Below are 14332 nucleotides of genomic sequence, written 5' to 3' on the forward strand. Positions count from 1 at the left end.
GGCGTGGCCCCATGAGGGAACCGCGGGTAACGGGAACGGTGTCCAAGGTACGCAGGCGCATGGACGCGAGGGTGGTCCCGCGTCCATGCGTTGGTCATCGTTCTGTCATTGCGTCCGCAGACCGCGTGTTCCCCGACGTCCGCAGCCCCTGTGCGACACAGCGGCCCAGGACCACGATGGTCGAATCCGGTCCGCAGTCGTCCAGGAACCCATCGACCTCCAGGTCGCCCAGCACGAGGAGGGGACAGGTGACGAGCAGCGAGCCGGGAGCCTTCGCGTTGCCCGTCACGACCGTGGCCTTGGACAGCGACGCATCCAGTACGGCGTCCACGGGCTCAAGGAACTCGCGGGAACGCCCTCCCTCGGGTCGTGACCAGGGGGCCCACGGGCATGGAGACGAGGGCTACTGGTAGCGAGCGACCCAGAGGGTGTCGCCATCCGCGGTTGTCTCAATCCACACCGCTGTTGCATGCCCATTCAGGTCCATGGCCCCCGTGATGGCGCCCACGACAGCTCCCGGCGCGGACCGCAGGGGTTCCGGGGGCCGGAAGTTGCCAGGGGCATAGAGGTAGCTCGCCCAGGCCGTGTGGTCTGACTGTGCCCAGAAGGCGACCTGGTCACCGGCCGGGTCGGAGGCGAGCACTGGATATCCGCCCACCACGGTGCCTCCGAGCCGCGGGTTGTTCGGATCGACGCTGCGGTCGAAGCGCGGACGGATGTCCCAGGCCTCCTTCGCCGCGATGTACACGCGTCCCTCCGCGGCCCCGGTGAGGGGCGGGGGGTGGGGGAGGTACAGCCAGCCGGCCAGTGCATCGCCCGTGTTCGTCGCGACGACGATGGACGGGTTGAACATGCCTCCGTAATCGGAGATGTGCGAGTCGATGCGCTCAGCGGGCTGCCATGTGTTGCTCTCACGGTCGTAGCGGCGTGCGTCGATTCCCTGCATCAGTTTACCGGTCAGCGTCGAGAAGTGCTGTGGCCAGACGGCGAGCGCGTTGCCCGACGCGTCCATGGCGATGGCGGGCGTCGTGGCCGCGCCGTAGTTCGTCCGGCTCAGGATCGCATCGCCACACCACTGGAGCTTGTCGGCGTTGTACGCGCTGCCATGAATGGCCTGGGTCCCGCGGGCGTCCGCCTGCTGCCACAGCACGAGCGCGCTGCCGTTCGCGTCGAGGGCGGCGGCGGGCCAGAGAGACGGGGTGTCACGCGCCGAGTTGAGGGGCACCGGCGGCTGGATCCACCGGTTGCTGGCCACCGCATAGCGCATGGCCATCACCCGGTGCTCGGCGGGCTTGCACAGCGTTTTGCAGAGCGTTGTCCAGACGAAGACCGCATCGCCCTTGGGGGACATGGCCAGACGCATGGTGGGGGTGTCGTCAACGGGGAACGTGAGCTGTAGCGCGAGGCTCCATTGGCCCGTCGCCGCCGAAAAGTGGCTTGCGAAGAAGGTGTCGCCGGCGGGGGTCTGCTGGAGCCAGACAGCGAGGGCATTTCCCTGCTCATCCGCGGCCAGACTGCTCAGCAGAAGGTTGCCGGGCTGGGATTGGAGCGGCTGCTCGGACGTCCATGTGTCGGACGTGGCGGCATAGCGGCTGGCGTAGATCGCCGTGTAGTCGTGGGGCGCGTTCTGGGTCGTGACATGCGCGAAGACTGCGAATGCGCTCCCCGATGGGCCCGCCACCACGCGCGTGTGCTCCCACGAAAGCGAAGGCCCAGCGGAGAGCCGCTGGGGCTTGCTCCAGTTCATGATGCTCGAAGCCCCTGGGATCGGATTCCGCGGGGAGGGGGGCGCCCCCAGGGGGCAGGTTGCGCAGCCGAGCTCACACAGGACCAGTCCCATCACAAACAGCGAGACGCAACGGGAATAGAATCTCATGGAGGTGGCCAGCACGAGCGATGCGAGGGCACCCCTGTCTGGACAGCGCCTGGATCTATTCCCTGTCCCCTCTGCGGGTCAGTGTCCGCACGTCCCTTCCGCGCGATCAGAATGCAACGGTCCGGAGACCGGTGGCGCCTTTGGGCGGCTGGGGCTACCGCTCGATCTTCACTTCCTTTGCTCCGCCCGGGGGCTCAGCGTGAGCCCTCCGTGGAATCGCGGTCACGCTGGCGGAGCAGCGCCGCGGCCCGGGTCCGGACGCTGGCCATGGGGTGCTCGCGGGCAGCATCCTCCAGCGAGGGCACCGCGGCCTCGCCCAGGTCCTTGCGGAGGAAATCCTCGCAGGTGCCGTGGAACCGGTCACTGACGAGGCATTGGATGGCGTTCTGGATGACGGCCGGCGCGTTGCGGTACGCGGCGTCATTGCGCAGCGCCGCCCGGTAGGCCGCCACGCCATCCACCCAGCGGAGGTTGTCGAAGTCGACGTTCCCCTCCAGGTAGCGGACGTAGGCGCTCGCAGGGTACTTCGCCGCCAGCTTCTTCAACGCCGCCAGGGCCGCGTCCCGTCGCTGCGCCTTGATCAGCCGATGGACCTCGTCGATGCCCGGGAGCTGCTCCACGACGGGCTGCCAGGCCGTGGCGCCCGTCGGAGCCTCCGCCCTTGCTTCCTCACCCGCCGGGGCCTTGGGCGACGGGTGCTCCGAGGACACCGGCGCCGGGCCCGCGGACCTCGACGCCAATGCCCACCATCCAAGGCCCACCGCGGCCAGGGAGAGCACCGCCGCGCCTCCCACCACGCGGCGCGAGCGGCTCCGCGCGGGCGAGGGCGTGATGGGGCCAGACCGGATCGTGGCCTCGGACGCTTCCTTCCTGGCCACGGCCTCCGTCGGAGTCACCGGCAGGGGCTCCGGAGCGCGGGCTTCGGCCTGAAGGCCCACCGGCGTCGCGCGGGGCTGCGCCCGGGCGTTCCGGGTCGCGAGCACTTCCTCCCTGGGACGTGACGGCGTGGGCGAGGAGGCGCGCGGCGCCACCGGTGCATCGCCGGCCACGGGCACCACGGGGAACACCGCCGGACCCGACCATGCGCCTTCGAGCGCGCTCAGGAACTCCGTGGCGGACTGGAAGCGATCCCCCGGGGCCTTCTCCATCGCCTTCGCCAGCGTCGCTTCAAGCTCCGCGGAGAAGCCCGCGTCAGGGGCGGCGTCGCGCAACCGGGGCGGTGTCACCTCGCGCTGCATGCGCAGCAGCTCCGCGTTGCTGGTGGCGTTGAAGGGCTTCTTCCCGGTGAGCAGCTCGTAGAGCAGCACGCCGGTGGCGTACAGGTCCGTGGGCGGGCCCACCGGCTCGCCGTGGATCTGCTCCGGGGCCATGTAGGACGGAGTCCCGAGCATCATCCCTGACGTGAGGCCCGTCACCTCGTCGCGCAGCTTGGCCAGCCCGAAGTCGAGGATGCGCACCTGCTCCCCGAGTCCGACGGCGTGGGTGACGATGATGTTCTCGGGCTTGATGTCCCGGTGGATGATGCCCTGGTCGTGCGCATGGGCCAGACCCGCGAGCACCTGCCGCACGGCGCTCAGGGCCCGGGCCGGCGGCAGCGGGCCGTCGCGCAAGAGGCCCCGCAGCGTCTCGCCGGTGACGAAGTCCATCACCATGTATGGCGACTCCTGATCCATGCCGAAGTCGATGACCGACACGCAGCAGGGATGGGTGAGGCGGCTCATCGCGCGCGCCTCCACCTGGAAGCGCTTGCGGAAGTCGTCATCCCGCGCCGCCCACGCGTGCAGGAACTTGATGGCGACGGACTTGCCCACCTCCAGCCGCTCGCCCCGGTACACCATGCCCATGCCACCGGCGGCGAGCCGCTCGATGATGCGGTAGCGCTCCTGCAACACCGAGCCGATGCGAGGATCCGTAACGGCCGTGGGCTCATTCATGGGCGCGCACGATAACAAGTCGAGGCGCGCGACTGCTGCCCACCTGTCGTCGGTTCGTTCACGCACCCGTGGTGGAACGCCTGGGGGCGGTGCCCGGCCGCTCACGCCGCCCGCAGGAAGCGGGCCTTGTTGCGCTCCAGCCACTGGGCCAGCGACTGCGCCTGGGGGTTCAGCTCCCGCGTGAGCACCGGATCCCTGGCGGCGCAGTACTCCGTGGCGAAGTCCCGCATGAAATGGAACATGTTCGCCAGCTCCGCGGCGCCGGGGAAGTTGAACGTCCGGTACACCTCCGGCGACATCGAGTGATAGACGACCTCCTGCCCGAGCACGTGCTTCAGCGTGCTCGCGATCTCCGCGCCCGTCAGGTGCTCGCTGGCCAGGCCCACCGTCCTGCCCACCCCCTCCGGCCCCCGCTGGAAGATGCCGTGGAGACAGCCGCCCAGGTCCTCCGCGGCCAGGCCCGGCAGCTTCTGGTCCTCCGTGGGCAACACGAAGTCGAGCGCGCCGTCCGCGTTGCGTTTCGACCCCATCCCGAACAACAGCAGGGTCTCCCAGGGCAGCGACGTGCGCACGAACGTCACCGGCACGCCCAGGTCGGTGAAGGCGGCGTCGCTCTCGCCCTTCACGTCGAACTGCGGGACCTTGTACTTCCCCTTGAGCGTGGGCATCCGCCCATCCCCGGGCGGCATGAAGCGCCGGGTGTCCTCCTGGGTGGACCAGAGGACGTGCGCCACGCCCGCTTCCTTCGCGGCGTGCGCCATCGCGCGCGCCTGCGTCAGCTCCCGCTCCGGCGCGGACTGTTCCCAGGAGCTCGTGACACAGAAGGCGCCGTGCGCCCCCGTGAACGCCGCGCTCAGGCTCCTGGGGTCGTTCACGTCCGCCGCGACGACCTCCGCGCCCAGCTTCGCCAGCTTGCGCGCCAGCTCCGAGCCCGGCTTGCGCGTGAGCGCGCGCACCGTGAACCCACTCTTCGGGTCCGCGAGGATGGCTCTCGCGAGCCCGCCTCCTTCCTCTCCCGTTGCTCCCACCACCGCGATGATCTTCTTGCTCATGGTCATGTCCTCTCGTCCCGGGCGCTGCTGGATGCTCCGAAGGTGCGCGCGAGGCCCGCATACGCGTGGAGCAGCCGCTTCTCCCCACGCCGCAACAGCACGCAGTTGCGCTCGTTGCGCGACAGGTCCGCTTCGCGCAGCAGCCGCTCGTCCTCCTCCAACGTCGTGTCGAAGCCCGCGAGCCGCGCCTCGCAGAGGTCACTCAGCTGCTGGAGGACCCGTCCTTCCGTCCGTGCGCTCAGCGGGGACACCGGGCCCAGCCCCTGCTCCTCACGGGCCTCGGCCGTGAGCCGGGCCAGCTCCTCCGTGTCCGCGCAGGCCACGCGCAGGAAGGAGAACATCGCCACCGTCGACGAATGGCCGTAGTGCAGGGGCACCTCGAAGCGGCGCCGTGACGCCGGGGTCGGAAGCGAGAGCAGCTCCCGCTTCCGCGCCGCTTGGGGCACGTCCTCCGGGATGCCCAGGTAGAGCACCAGCGTGTCGTCCGGGTTGTCCTCGGGCACGAACCCGTAGTTCAGCAGGAACCGGTAGCCAGGCTTGATGCCGTAGCTGATGTGCAGCTCCTCGCCCGCGGCCACGGGCTCCCGGGCCCTCAGCAGGAAGTCCCCGTCCTCCGTGTTCCCCCACACGACCCTGGGCGACGCGCGGTGGTTGAGCATGTCCGCCACGGGGACGACACACCGGATCAGCCGCCCCTCCACCGTCAGGCCGAAGGTGCGGCTGATCAACACGTGCTGCGCCCACAGGAACGCGTCGGGCGTGAAGCGCGTGAAGCCAGGCACGCTCGCGGCCAGCTCCGCGTACCGGGTCAGCATGAGCTCCTTCCACCGCGCGACCTCGCGCAGCGTGGACGAGCCCTTCAACAGCGACAGCTCGCGCGCATCGAAGAACAGCGGCAGGTGCGGGAAGGCGCGCGGCAGCACGTCCAGATAGGGCTTCCAGGCGGAGTCCTCCCGCTCGCGCTCCTGGAGGAGGAAGGCCGCCAGATAGGACTCCTCGCTCGTGTCGGGCGCATGGGCCTCGATGAGCCGTCCCACTTCGGATGCGCGGGCCACGTCGAGCGTCACCAGACACGCTCGCGGCACCTGGAGCACCACCTCACCGGGCGCGATGTCGGCCTTCGCGAAGACGCCGCGCTCATCTCCTTCCAGATGCCCCACCCACAGCTTCGGGAAGCTCGCGCCCGCCTGCCTGCTCCAGCTGAGCGCGAGGTGCTCCTTCAGCGGGTGCTCCTCGTCGAGGGTGTCCGGCTCTTCGTCGTGCGCGCTCATGGGCTCCGCCATGCGTCGGGGGTGGTCCTCATGAAGACGTCCGACCGCGCGCGTTGTGATTTGCCTCTATTTCGGTGTCGGCAGTTATTGAGCGAGTAAGAGGTTTTTCACAAAGACCGCGCTGCACCGTTTCCAGGGGCACTTTTTTGGGCACTGGATACTGTGAAAACAACTTCGACGCTCTCGCCCTTCTGGCGGGTCTGGCAGCAGCACAAGGAACATCTGTTCCAGCAGGCTCTTCGGCTGATGGGAGGGAACGTCGCGGATGCGGAGGACGCGGTGAACACCGCGATGCTCCGCGCGTTCCAGAAGTACGCGTCGCCTCCCGGGAGGATCCTCAACGAGCGGGCCTGGCTGAGCCGCATCCTCCACAACATCTGCATGGACATCCATCGCGAGCGGCAGCGCCGGGGCGAAGCCGAGGGGCGGATGGACGACCTGGAGCCCGTGGAGCCGGAGTCCCACGAGCCACTGCCCGACGCGGGATTGCTCCATCGTGAGGACGCCGAGGCGGTCCGCAGGTGCATCCAGGCGCTGCCACCCAACCTGAAAGGTCCCCTAGTGATGCGCTACCTTCAGGATATGTCCTATGCCGACATCGCCGCGCAGCTGAGATTGACTCACTGCAACGTGCGCAAACGCATCCAACTTGCGTACGGCATCCTCCGCGCCACCTTGCCCCAGGCCCTCCACTCCCGCTGAGTGGAGGGCCTGCTGTCGTGCATGCAGGGCGGCGGGGGCGTGCCCCCGCCGCTCACTCCGGAAGGAGGCGCGGCCGGACGTAGCGGCCCGGCGCCGGTTCCAGGCAAGGCAGCGCTCCTTCGCCGGGGATGCGTGCTGGGACGCGGTCCGTGGAGCGCTCGGACTGCCAGGCCTCCCAGTCCGCCCACCACGAGCCGGGGCGCTCCAGCGCGCCCGCGAGCCACGCGTCCGCGTCGGGTGCCAGCGGCCCGGGGCCGGGCACCCAGTGGCGATACCTCCCCGCCGCCGGCGGGTTGATGACGCCCGCGACATGGCCCGAGCCCGCGAGCACGAAGCGCACCGGGCCGGCGTAGTGCCGCGCGCCCCGGTACACCGAACGGAACGGCGCGATGTGATCCTCCCGGCAGGCCTGGACGTAGAGGGGGATCCGCACCCGGCCCAGGTCCAGCGGGACTCCTCCGAAGGACACGGCTCCCGGTTGGATCAGGCGGTTGTGCAGGTACAGCTCGCGCAGGTACGTCGCGTGCGCGCGCGCGGGCAGCCGCGTTGGATCCGAGCTCCAGGCGAGGAAGTCGCTGGGCGCGGGCTCCCGGCCGAGCAGGTAGTTGTTCACCACGAAGGACCAGACCAGGTCCTTCGCGCGGAGCAGGTTGAAGGTGGTCATCAGCTCCAGCCCGTCCAGGTAGCCCCGCTGGCGCATGTGGGCTTCCAACCGCTCCAGCTGGGGCGCGTCGATGAAGGCGCCCAGGTCCCCGGGCTCGCTGAAGTCCACCTGCGTGGTGAGCAGCGTCGCGCTGGACACGCGCGTGTCCGCGCGCGCCGAAAGCCACGCGAGCCCCGCGGCCAGCAGCGTGCCGCCAATGCAGTAGCCCAGCGCGGAGACCTCCTGCTCGCCGGTGGCGCGGGTGACGGCGTCCAGCGCGGGGAGCAGCCCGTGCAGCAGGTAGTCCTCCAGCTCCACGTCGGCGTGGCTTTCATCCGGGTTCACCCACGACACGAGGAACACCGTGTGGCCGCGCTCCACGGCCCAGCGGACGAACGAGTTCTCCGGGCGCAGATCCAGGATGTAGAACTTGTTGATCCACGGGGGCACCACCAGCAGCGGGCGCCGGTGGACGGTGGGCGTGGTGGGCCGGTACTGGAGGAGCTGGAACAGGCGCTCCTCGTGGATGACGTCGCCCGGGGTGGTGGCCAGGTTCTCTCCCAACCGGAAGGTCCGTGGATCCGTCATCCGGGGGGCGAGCTGTCCCTGGCCGCGCGCCAGGTCCGCGAGCAGCGCCTCCAGGCCCGTCAGCAGGCTCTTGCCACCGGATTGCCTCGCGGCGCGGAGCACCTCCGGGTTGAGCGCGGGGAAGTTGGAGGGCGCGAGCGCCTCCGTGAGCTGGCGGGCATAGAAGCGCGCCTGGTGCGCCGTGTGGGGGTCCACGCCCGGGGCTTCCGCCACCAGGCCGTGCAGCCAGTCCGCGCCGCTCAGGTACGCGCGGCGCACGAAGTCGAAGAAGGGCTGCTCCTGCCAGGCGGGATCGCGGAAGCGGCGATCCGCGTCCGGGCGGGAGGGGCCTCGTGGGACGCCCAGGCGCGCTGAGCGTTCCCAGAGGCCTGCTCCCGCCGCGAGCATCCGCTGGGGGTCCATCGCCAGCCGGAGGAGGACTTCCAGGAAGGCGCGCCGCATGGGCTCCAGGGATGCGTCCATCGTCCGCTCCTCAGTACATGTGCTGCCCACCGTTGACGGTGAGCGTGGAGCCGGTGATGAAGCCGGCCCGGTCGGAGGCGAGGAACGTCACGGCCCGGGCAATCTCCTCGCTGCGCCCCAGGCGGCCCACGGGAATGCGGGCGCGGATCTTCACCAGCTCCTCGGGAGGCACGGCGTGCAGCAGTTCCGTGTCGATGTAGCCCGGCGCGATGAGGTTGGCGGTGACGCCGCGGGACGCGCCCTCGCGCGCCAGGGCCAGCGTGAAGCCGTGCATGCCCGCCTTGGCCGCCGCGTAGGCCGTCTGGCCCAGCTGGCCCGTCTGCCCGTTGATGGAGCCGATGTTGATGATGCGGCCGAAGCCGCGATCGCGCATGGGGCCCACCACCCCGACGCACAGGTTGAAGCAGGAGCTGAGGTTGGTCTGGATGACCTCGTTCCACTGGTCATGCGTCATCTTGTGCAGCATGGCGTCCCGGGTGATGCCGGCGTTGTTCACCAGCACCTCGATGGGGCCCATCGAATCGACGATCTTCTGCACCCCCGCCGCGCACTGCTCGGCGCTGGCCGCGTCGAAGCGGAACGCCGGGATGCCCGTGCGGCTCGTGAAGGCCTGCGCCGCCTGCTCGTTCGAATTGTAGGTGACCGCCACGCGGTATCCCTGCTGCCTCAGCGCATCGGCGCTCGCGGCGCCAATGCCGCGCGTTCCTCCCGTCACCACTGCTACGCGTCCGCTCATGGTTCTTCCCTCCAGGTTGGGGGTTGCGCCTGAAGGACGCGGTCGCGCCCCGGGTGTGAATGCCCGGGCCGGGGGACGCGCGGATTCACAGCCACGTGGGCCCGAGCGTCCCTTCAGGGCTGTCCCGTGGAGGGGGGCGCTGGGAAGGGTGGATTGGGAACCGTCGGCCTCCTCTTCCGCGGGACGGCACCACACGCGCAGCACCCGCGAGAGGACATCCATGACACAGCCACACGCACCGCAGGATCGCCCGCAGGTCATCGTCGTCTTCCAGGGCGGCGGTGCCCTGGGGGCCTACCACGTGGGGGCCTACCAGGCCCTGGAGGAGGCCGGGCTCCACCCGGACTGGGTCTCCGGCATCTCCATTGGCGCCTTCACCGCGGCGCTGGTCGCGGGCAACCGCCCGGAGAAGCGGCTGGAGCGGCTGGAGGCGTTCTGGCGGGAGGTGTCCTGGCCCGGCACCGAGTGGGGCTCCCTGTTGAAGGGGCGCCTGCGCCAGCTCTTCAACCTGGGCAGCCACATGACCAGCCTGCTCTTCGGCCAGCCCGGCTTCTACTCGCCACGGGTGGTGCCACCGATGTTCGCGTTCCCCGGCTCGCCGGAGGCGCTGAGCTTCTACAGCACGCGGCCCATGCGCTCGACGCTGCGGCGGCTGGTGGATTTCGAATACATCAACTCCCGCGCGACGCGGCTGAGCCTGGGCGCGACCCGCGTGAGCGACGGCCACCTGGTGTTCTTCGACAACACCCGCGGCATCGTGGGCCCGGAGCACGTGCTCGCCAGCGGCGCGCTGCCGCCCGCGTTCCCGCCCAGCCTCATCGACGGCGAGCTGTACTGGGATGGCGGCTGCGTCACCAACACGCCGCTCAACGCCATCCTCGACGACCCGCCCAAGCGCCACGCCGTCGTCTTCATGATCGACCTGTTCGATGCCCGTGCGCCGCTGCCCACGGCCATGGACGAGGCGACCTGGCGCATGAAGTCCATCCAGTACGCGGGCCGGACGTCCCACCACGTGGAGCAGTTCGCGAAGGTGTGGAACCTGCGCAGCGCCGTGACGCGGGTGGTGCGGCGCGCGTCGGCGTCCTCGCCCATGGCCTTCAGCGAGGAGGCGGAGGCGCGGCCCACGCCGCGGCTGGACATCATCCACCTGACGTACCAGCGCGGCGAGCAGCAGCTCTCCAGCAGCGACGCCGAGTTCTCCCGGGCCTCCATCGCGGAGCGCCGCGCGGACGGCTACCGCGACATGCAGCGGGCCCTGGCGACGTGCCCGTGGACGCAGCCCCCTCCCGAGGGAGGGCCGCAGGCGTTCGGCGACGACGACGCGGCTGCGGCCGGAGGGACGGCCCTCATCCACCGCGTCGAAGGCGATGAAGTCCACACCCAGGTGCCCCTGTCGTAACCCCAGAAGGAGCTACACCATGACCGAAGCGAAGAAGACCGACATACAGGCCCACCTGATGGACCTGGGGCGGGGCCTCCTGGAGCAGGCCGTCGCCGTCCAGCGCTCCGCGCTCGAATCCTCCCGGCAGCTCGTGGAGGGCGAGGGCGTGGCGCGCTCGCTGCGCGAGCACCACGAGGAGTGGCTGCGCAAGTCGCTGGAGGCCCTGGCGCCGCTCTACGCGCTGGAGCAGTCCGCGCGCGAGCAGGTGCTGAAGGCGCAGACCCGCCTGTTCGAGCTGGCCGACGACACCCTGCGGGGCCTCACGTTGCCCGGCATGGCGCGTGGCGGTCCCGGCTCCCGCTGAAGCATCGCCAGACTCTGGACTTCAGCCCCCAGCCCCGGACGGCGCGTTGGCCGTCCGGGGCTTCGTGCGTCCTGGGGGCAGGCGCGCGGGGTGGGGCTCACGGGGCGCGCGGCGTCAGCGGCAGCCGCACCGCGGGATCTCCCAAGAGGACGTAGCCCCCCAGGTCCTGGCGCAGCATCCACAGGTGCGCGCGCCGGGCTGCGTCCACCTGCACGGGCCGGCCGGCGCTCCGCGCCTGCTCCTCCTGGTCGTACAGCGTGGTCAGCTCCAGGTTGGCCTGGTGGCCTCCGCGCAGAAGCCAGCCCAGGCCCAGACCGGCGCGGCGGCCTCGCGCCAGCTGCTGGAGCGGCTCCAGGAAGCGGGACACCTTGCCGGCGCGGCTGTCTCGGTCCTGGAAGCCATACGTCCACGCCAGGTCCACGTGGCCGAAGACGGCCAGCGGCCCCTGGGGATTGGCCAGCGCGGCCTGGGGCAGCGCGGCGACGAAGGGGCGCTCGCCGGGCTGGGGCAGCGCCGCGGTGATGGAGTCCAGCCTCCCGCTGAACTGACCTGCCGCCTGCAACTGCTTCAGCCAGTGCTGGAAGGCGCTCCGCGACGGAGTGCCCGCGCCGAAGCAGGCGAAGAGGAACCAGATGCCGCCGGGCAGGAAGGGCCGATGGGCCAGGGCCACGCCGGCCAGGTGGTGGCCCTCGCCCAGGTTGAGCGCGCCCTGGAGCGCGAGCTTCGTGTCGGTGCTCCGCCAGCCCGCGCGCGGACTGCCCAGGCCGTGGCTCATGGAGAAGAGGAGCGAGGGCTGTGGCCGCGCGGCGTGCTCCAGCAGCTCGTTCGCGGCGGACTCGCCCGGCACGCCCAGCTCCAGCACCTCCCGCGCGGGGAAGCGGCCCAGCTCCCGGGCCTGGCGCGCCGAGGCGATGGCGGGGGCCACCAGCGACTGGTAGCCCGTCCGCGTGGCCGCGGTGCCGTCATGGACCGTGAAGAAGAGCGAGCGGGCCTGGACCTCGGGGGAGGGCGCGAGCTCCCAGCGAAGCACCTTGTCGACATAGGCCGCGTAGTCCTGCTCGCGCCGGAAGGCCAGCCGTCCCACGTAGGCACTGGTGGCCGCGGCCTGCTGCAGCTCGAAGGGCACCTGGTCGAAGTCCCCAAGGAAGAGCAGGTAGCGGGGCCGGTCCGCCACGGGCACCGACTCGTCATCCAGGACGACGCGCACCCAGCGCGCGAAGTCCTCCAGGCTCCGGGACTCCCGGGCCAGCTCCGGCTTCACGCGGTAGACGTGGACGGGGTGGCCCTCCTGTTGCTCCTGCCTGCGGCGGCGCAGCGGTTCGATGAGCGCGAGCAGCCGGTCTCCCTCGGGGCCCTCCGGCGCGACCAGCCCCCAGCGCTGCGCGGGCAGCGAGTTGGGGTCCTCGCCGTCGTCCCACAGGTGGCTCTCCTCCGGCGCCTGGGCGTCAGCGCCGCGCGGGATTGCCGCCGTGGCCTCCGCGGGCAGGCCGTCGGGCGCCACCGGCTGGTGTGAGTCCGCATGTGACAACAACAGCTCAACGTTCTCCGTGCTCATCGTGAGAAGGCCTTTCGCGCGGCGCCCGGGAATGGGGCGCCTGACGCAAGAGACGCGGAGGCGGGTGGCGGTGTGAGTTGTCATTCACACACAGGGGGCGTGCGCCGTCCTGGAAACGCAGTGCCCGGCATGTCCGCCGGCAAACCCAATCCCAGGAGCACCCCCATGCAGTCCGCCGCGCAGCTTTCCTCGTACATCATTGCCTTCGCCGGTGCCGCGCGCACCGCGCAGCGTCTCATGTCGTCCGGCATGGATCCGATGACGATCGCCGAGTACTACTTCGAGGTGAACCTCACGAGCGACTTCGAGATCAAGAGCGAGACGGACGTCGCCCTCAACGTCTGGCGGATGAGCATCAAGGAGAAGCTCACGCTCGACTACAAGGAGCACATGGGCCTCACGGTGAAGTGCACCATCAAGCCCGCGGCCGTGCTCGCCGCCCAGGGCGCCAGTGGTGGCGGGGCCGCCTAGTCCGCCCCTCGCTGAGACGCGATGAAACAGACCCGTCGCCGCCGGTGCTCCGCGACGGAGCACTGGCGGCGACGGCATGCCCGCCACCCTTCGCCCTGCAATCCCTTCCCAATGGCAAAGCCCAATCCCACGCCCGACCACGCCCAAGTCCTCATCCACGACCTCATCCTGGCCGTCCAGTCCTCGCTCGACATCGCGGAGGAGACGGCCCGCAAGCACTATTCCTTTTCCGTGGTGGAGCTGGAGGTGTCCGCCAGCTTCGAGTTCGAGATGACGGAACAGGACAGCGACATCCCCGAGGACAAGCCCCAGCCCAAGCGCTGGTTCTCGCTCTTTGGCGGCGGCGGCAGGAAGGATGCGCTCAACCACACGCGCCTGCACGACCTCAACGACAAGGACTCCAGCAAGCTCACGGTCCGCATGCTGTTCCGGCCGGGTGGCAAGCACCTGGCGCCGGGCACCGAACCGGCGGCGGACGGCAGCACGCCCCCGGCGGCGGACGCGTCGGGCACGCCCGCGAAGCAGCCCTGACGCGAACGAGCCCGCGGTCCCGCCCGCGGCCCCGGAAGCCGGGCCGCGGGCTCTTCGTGTTTCAGGGGCGCGCGGCTTCGCGGGGGCCCGTCACTTCGCCAGCAGCCTCAGCGCCCGCTGGTAGTACGAATCCCGCGACGCCTTGCCGTTGTAGCCGCCGTTGATGCGCCGGGTGATGGCGTCGAATTCGCCCTTGTCTGCGTGCTTGTTGAGGTTGCGGCTGTTCCAGAACCAGACGGCGGTGCGGAAGCCCACGTCCGGGTCGGCCGCGCGGGTGGGGTTGTTCTCCAGGTCCAACTCCAGCGCCTCGCCCGCCGCGCGGTAGTTGCTGCGGCCGGTGATCTGGATGGGGCCGCGGCCCTTGTAGCGCGCGCCGTCGCCCGGCTGGGTGTTGCCCAGGTCCTTGCGCCGCTCATAGGCGTGGCCCGAGGCCAGCTCCTCGAAGTAGCGGAACTCGGCGCTCTCGTGGGCGATCTGCGCCAGGAACGCGGCCTGGCGGCGCGGGGTGTTGATGCCGCCCTCGGCCATGGCGTCGTTCAGGTGAGGCAGCAGCTCCTTCAACCGAGCCCCGGACAGCCGGGGCATGAGCGTGCGCAGGTGCTCCACCTTCAGCGCCTGGAACGGCTCCTTGTTGGCGGCTTCGGAGGAGGCTTCGGGCTGTTGCGGCTTGGGGGACTTGGAACCAAAACCAAAGAAAGACATCCGGGGACTCCGTGGCTGGCGCGTGGGATGCCTGGAAGACGCCCGGTGCCCTGGCGTTGTG

Annotated in this window: 14 protein-coding genes; 5 read left to right on the forward strand and 9 right to left on the reverse strand. The window is 70.4% G+C overall.

Annotation, left to right across the window (positions count from 1 at the left end; all coding sequences use genetic code 11):
• Nucleotides 1-94: 94 nt before the first annotated feature.
• The 5 genes from D7X32_RS03145 to D7X32_RS03165 form a co-directional block, all read right to left on the reverse strand.
• Nucleotides 95-331: a hypothetical protein gene (locus tag D7X32_RS03145; protein WP_120600996.1), complete on the reverse strand. Its 237-nt coding sequence runs from the start codon at nucleotides 329-331 to the stop codon at nucleotides 95-97.
• A gap of 72 nt (nucleotides 332-403) precedes the next feature.
• On the reverse strand, nucleotides 404-1747 hold the full coding sequence (locus D7X32_RS03150; RefSeq protein WP_120600997.1) for a hypothetical protein: 1344 nt from the start codon (nucleotides 1745-1747) through the stop codon (nucleotides 404-406).
• A 323-nt stretch (nucleotides 1748-2070) separates the two neighbouring features.
• On the reverse strand, nucleotides 2071-3810 hold the full coding sequence (locus D7X32_RS45935) for a serine/threonine-protein kinase (protein ID WP_120600998.1): 1740 nt from the start codon (nucleotides 3808-3810) through the stop codon (nucleotides 2071-2073).
• A gap of 101 nt (nucleotides 3811-3911) precedes the next feature.
• A complete protein-coding gene (locus D7X32_RS03160) occupies nucleotides 3912-4862 on the reverse strand; it encodes an NmrA/HSCARG family protein (protein ID WP_120600999.1) in 951 nt (316 codons plus the stop codon).
• 2 nt (nucleotides 4863-4864) lie between these two features.
• Nucleotides 4865-6145, reverse strand: coding sequence for an SET domain-containing histone-lysine N-methyltransferase (locus tag D7X32_RS03165; RefSeq protein ID WP_120601000.1), 1281 nt, complete (start codon nucleotides 6143-6145; stop codon nucleotides 4865-4867).
• Between the two features lie 150 nt (nucleotides 6146-6295).
• Here D7X32_RS03165 and D7X32_RS03170 point away from each other — a divergent pair, with 150 nt between their 5' ends.
• Nucleotides 6296-6835, forward strand: a complete 540-nt coding sequence (locus D7X32_RS03170; protein ID WP_158625602.1) for an RNA polymerase sigma factor — start codon at nucleotides 6296-6298, stop codon at nucleotides 6833-6835.
• A gap of 52 nt (nucleotides 6836-6887) precedes the next feature.
• On the opposite strand, the gene D7X32_RS03175 is transcribed toward D7X32_RS03170, so the two are convergent.
• Together D7X32_RS03175 and phbB are read right to left on the reverse strand one after the other, a co-directional pair.
• Nucleotides 6888-8528, reverse strand: coding sequence for a PHA/PHB synthase family protein (locus tag D7X32_RS03175; protein WP_120601002.1), 1641 nt, complete (start codon nucleotides 8526-8528; stop codon nucleotides 6888-6890).
• 10 nt (nucleotides 8529-8538) lie between these two features.
• The gene (phbB, locus tag D7X32_RS03180; protein ID WP_120601003.1) at nucleotides 8539-9264 is read right to left on the reverse strand and encodes an acetoacetyl-CoA reductase; all 726 of its coding nucleotides are present in this window, start codon (nucleotides 9262-9264) and stop codon (nucleotides 8539-8541) included.
• Between the two features lie 220 nt (nucleotides 9265-9484).
• On the opposite strand from phbB, the gene D7X32_RS44835 reads away from it, so the two are divergent.
• Together D7X32_RS44835 and D7X32_RS03195 are read left to right on the forward strand one after the other, a co-directional pair.
• Nucleotides 9485-10666 carry a patatin-like phospholipase family protein gene (locus D7X32_RS44835; RefSeq protein WP_158625603.1) on the forward strand — a complete coding sequence of 394 codons (1182 nt, stop codon included), beginning with the start codon at nucleotides 9485-9487 and terminating at the stop codon, nucleotides 10664-10666.
• A gap of 19 nt (nucleotides 10667-10685) precedes the next feature.
• Nucleotides 10686-11012, forward strand: a complete 327-nt coding sequence (locus D7X32_RS03195; protein WP_120601004.1) for a hypothetical protein — start codon at nucleotides 10686-10688, stop codon at nucleotides 11010-11012.
• 97 nt (nucleotides 11013-11109) lie between these two features.
• Here the strand turns inward: D7X32_RS03195 and D7X32_RS03200 are convergent, their stop codons facing one another.
• A complete protein-coding gene (locus D7X32_RS03200) occupies nucleotides 11110-12567 on the reverse strand; it encodes a hypothetical protein (protein ID WP_120601005.1) in 1458 nt (485 codons plus the stop codon).
• Nucleotides 12568-12732: 165 nt separating this feature from the next.
• Between D7X32_RS03200 and D7X32_RS03205 the strand changes: the two genes are divergently transcribed.
• Nucleotides 12733-13038, forward strand: a complete 306-nt coding sequence (locus tag D7X32_RS03205) for a hypothetical protein (RefSeq protein WP_120558997.1) — start codon at nucleotides 12733-12735, stop codon at nucleotides 13036-13038.
• Between the two features lie 111 nt (nucleotides 13039-13149).
• Nucleotides 13150-13569, forward strand: coding sequence for a hypothetical protein (locus D7X32_RS03210; protein WP_120601006.1), 420 nt, complete (start codon nucleotides 13150-13152; stop codon nucleotides 13567-13569).
• Nucleotides 13570-13659: 90 nt separating this feature from the next.
• Here D7X32_RS03210 and D7X32_RS03215 read toward each other — a convergent pair whose 3' ends face one another.
• Nucleotides 13660-14271: a glycoside hydrolase family 19 protein gene (locus D7X32_RS03215; protein ID WP_120601007.1), complete on the reverse strand. Its 612-nt coding sequence runs from the start codon at nucleotides 14269-14271 to the stop codon at nucleotides 13660-13662.
• Between the last annotated feature and the right edge of the window lie 61 nt (nucleotides 14272-14332).

The organism is Corallococcus carmarthensis, assembly GCF_003611695.1.
Classification (GTDB): Bacteria; Myxococcota; Myxococcia; order Myxococcales; family Myxococcaceae; genus Corallococcus; species Corallococcus carmarthensis.